5 protein-coding genes are annotated in these 2,856 nt (G+C 71.4%); 1 reads left to right on the forward strand and 4 read right to left on the reverse strand.

Annotated elements, in window-relative coordinates:
* On the forward strand, positions 1–207 hold a 207-nt coding region (locus NUV94_07035), incomplete at its 5' end, for a hypothetical protein (GenBank protein MCR4392502.1).
* On the opposite strand, the gene NUV94_07040 is transcribed toward NUV94_07035, so the two are convergent.
* The 4 genes from NUV94_07040 to NUV94_07055 all read right to left on the reverse strand — a co-directional run.
* Positions 204–1,406, reverse strand: a complete 1,203-nt coding sequence (locus NUV94_07040) for a hypothetical protein (GenBank protein ID MCR4392503.1) — start codon at positions 1,404–1,406, stop codon at positions 204–206. The genes NUV94_07035 and NUV94_07040 overlap by 4 nt on opposite strands.
* Complete coding sequence (gene rbfA / locus NUV94_07045; GenBank protein ID MCR4392504.1) at positions 1,399–1,749, reverse strand: 30S ribosome-binding factor RbfA; 351 nt, start codon at positions 1,747–1,749, stop codon at positions 1,399–1,401. The genes NUV94_07040 and rbfA overlap by 8 nt, the downstream gene beginning before the upstream one ends.
* The gene (locus NUV94_07050) at positions 1,749–2,030 is read right to left on the reverse strand and encodes a DUF503 domain-containing protein (protein ID MCR4392505.1); all 282 of its coding nucleotides are present in this window, start codon (positions 2,028–2,030) and stop codon (positions 1,749–1,751) included. The genes rbfA and NUV94_07050 overlap by 1 nt, the downstream gene beginning before the upstream one ends.
* Positions 2,031–2,035: 5 nt before the next feature.
* Positions 2,036–2,856: EF-Tu/IF-2/RF-3 family GTPase (locus NUV94_07055; GenBank protein MCR4392506.1), on the reverse strand; the 821-nt coding region annotated here is incomplete at its 5' end.

Consider the following 2,856-nt stretch of genomic DNA (forward strand, 5'->3'; position numbering starts at 1 on the left):
GGCCTGTGCGGCCCTGGCTGCTGCGGCGGGAGCTACTCCGCGGAGGGGACGGTCTACTTCTCCCCCAGCGGGTCCCTGTTTGGGGTTTCCAGGGTTCTCCTCGCCGCGGGGATCCCCATCTTCCCCGGCCTGGCCGTGGAGGCCAAGCTCGGTGTGGACGCCGGCGGCTTGTCCACGCTCTCCTTGGGCTGGAACCTCAAGTTCTAGCGGGCTCCCGCCAGGCAGAGCTCGGCGAACTGGGTGAGCACCGCCCGGTGGTGGCCGGGGACGAGCACGTGGTGGTTGCCGAGGGGCTCCCGGAGGAGCCGCTCGAGCGCCCCCCGGGGCATCTTGAACCGGACCTGGGTCCGGCAGAGGTCCTCCCGCCCCACCCGCTCGTCGAGGACCGTCCCCTCCACGAAGAAGCCCTCGGCGAGGTCCCTCCCCCCGAACCGGACGAGGGTGTAGGGGCCAGGGCGGAGCTCCCCGGCCACAGCGAGCCCCAGTCCGGACTCGAAGTGGGTCCGGAGCACGTGGGAGCGGGTGAGGGCAAGGGGCACCGTGCAGTGGGCCAGGGTGAGCGTCCCCAGCTTGAGGTCCACATCGGCGGGGTTGGCGAGGAACCCCGGCCCGTCGGTCAGCTCCTGGGCCACCATGAGCCCAAGGAGCGCCGGGAGGTCCCCCTCGCACCCGGCCGGGACCCCAGCGTCCGCCAGGCAGGCGAGGGCCCAACAGGCCGTCATCCGGTGGGGGAGAAGGCCGAAGCAGGCGATCGTGAGGGCGTCCAGCCTCTCCTCCTCCACCAGGCGCCGCAGCGCCGCGTGGACCCGGGCCCCCATCGCCCGCGCCTCCTCCCCGATCTCCACGCCCTCCCCGATCGGGAGGTCGGCCGCCTCCGGCGGCGGGCGCTCCAGCACCGCCTCAAGCGGGAGCAGCACCACCTCGATCCCCAGCTTCTCCCTGAGCAGGGCGGGATCCGGGGAACTGGCCACCAGCCACGGCGAGGGATCCCCCACCAGGCCCACCCGCTGGCCGCGGAGCTTTCGGGCCAGCCCCACCGCCTGGGCCCACACGGGGAGCGCCTCCTTCGCCTCCGCCCCCAGGTGCACCAGGTGGGCCTTGCGTCCATCCGCGCGCAACCGGGCCGCCGTCTCCAGGGCCGCGGCCAGGGAATTGTGGGTACCGTGGGATAGGAGGAGGAGCGGGCCCCGAGCGCGCCCGGCGAACGCCAAGGCCTGGGCCTCCGTCCCCCCGGTCAGGACGAGCAGCGCGTGGGCCGGCTCCCTGGCCACCCCGTCCGCGTCCACAGGGAGGAGGTCCACCCCGGTTTGGTCGCGGAACGCGGCCAGAACGGATTCCAGGAGCAGGGCGAGGTGCCCGCGCAGGGCCGAGGCGAGGGGCAACACGGGGAGGGTGGGTTCACCCACGGCGGTCCTCCTCGAACAGTGCCTCCAGTCGCAGGGCCCGGTCCAGGGTCTCGTCCAGTTCGAACGTGAGCTTCGGCACCCGGCGCACGGAGAGGCGCCGGGCGAGTTGGGTGCGGAGGAAGCCTTGATCGTGCGCGAACGCGGCCAGCACCTTGGCCCGCTCGTCCGGCGTCCCCTCCACGTACACGTACACCACGGCCTCCGCTCCGTCTGGGGACAGCCGCACCGCCATCACCGTGGGGGCGGCGGCGCGGAGCACCGGGTCCTTGACGTCGAACTCCAGGATGTCCGCGAGGTGCCGGGCGATGTCCTCCGTCAGACGTGCCCGCGTCCGTTCGCGCATCACAGGACCTCCAGCTCGTGGGCCTCCACGTAGTAATCACGGCTGCCCTCAAGCTGGTTGAGGAGCTTCATGAGCACCCCATCGGAATGGCGTCCGTCGTTGGAGAGGTGGGCGAACCCGAGGAGGGCGCTTTCGGGATCATCGAGGAGATCAAGCTCCGCTGCGGACACGTTGAACTCCCGGCGCATCCGGAGGAGGAGGCCCTCCACGATCGATCGTTTCTCCTTCAAGGTGTGGGTCCCATAGAGCCGTAAGCGGACGCGTAGGAGACCGACCGGCATCGCCGTTAGGCCGGGACCTCCTCCACGGTGTAGATCTCCAACACGTCCCCGGCCTGGACGTCGTCGTAGTCGCGGATGCGGATGCCGCACTCGCGGCCGGCCTGGACCTCGCGCACGTCCTGGGTGAACCGCTTGAGGGATGCGATCTCCCCCACGAACACCTCGCGGTCCCCCCGGCGCACCTTGACCCGGCTCCCCCGGACCACCCGCCCGGAGCGCACCGTGCACCCGGCCACCCGGCCCACGCCCTCGATGTCGAACGCCTTCAATACCTCGGCCTCACCGACCTTGACCTCGACCCACTCCGGACCCAGGAGCCGTCGCGTCGCTCGCTGCACGTCCTGGGCCAGGTCGTAGATGATGTCGTAGGTGCGCACCGGGATCGCCCGTTGCTCTGCGGACGCTCTGGCCTTGGGGTCGACCTTGACCGCGAACCCCACCACGAGCGGCTGCCCCTCTTCCACCGTCGCGGCGAGGAGCACGTCCGATTCGGTGATCGTGCCCACCCCGGCGTGGAGGACCTCCAGCTCCACCCCTTCGGCTTGGATCGTCCCGAGCTCGAGGCGGGCGGCGTCCAGGGCCCCCACGCTGGCCGCTTTGAGCACCATCACCACCTTCTTCTTCTGCGCCGCCGTGAGGAGGTCCTCGAACGTCATGTGCGGCCGAGCGATGCGCCGCTTGGCGAGCTCGTCTTGGGCCCGTTCAGCGGCGATGGTCTTGGCCTGGTTGGGACTCTTGACCCGCTCCACCCTCGCCCCGGCCGGGGGAACGTCCGACAAGCCGATGATCTGGACCGGCATCCCCGGGGTGGCTGCCGGGACCCGCC

It is taken from the genome of Candidatus Acetothermia bacterium (genome assembly GCA_024653305.1).
Classification (GTDB): domain Bacteria; phylum Bipolaricaulota; class Bipolaricaulia; order Bipolaricaulales; family Bipolaricaulaceae; genus JACIWI01.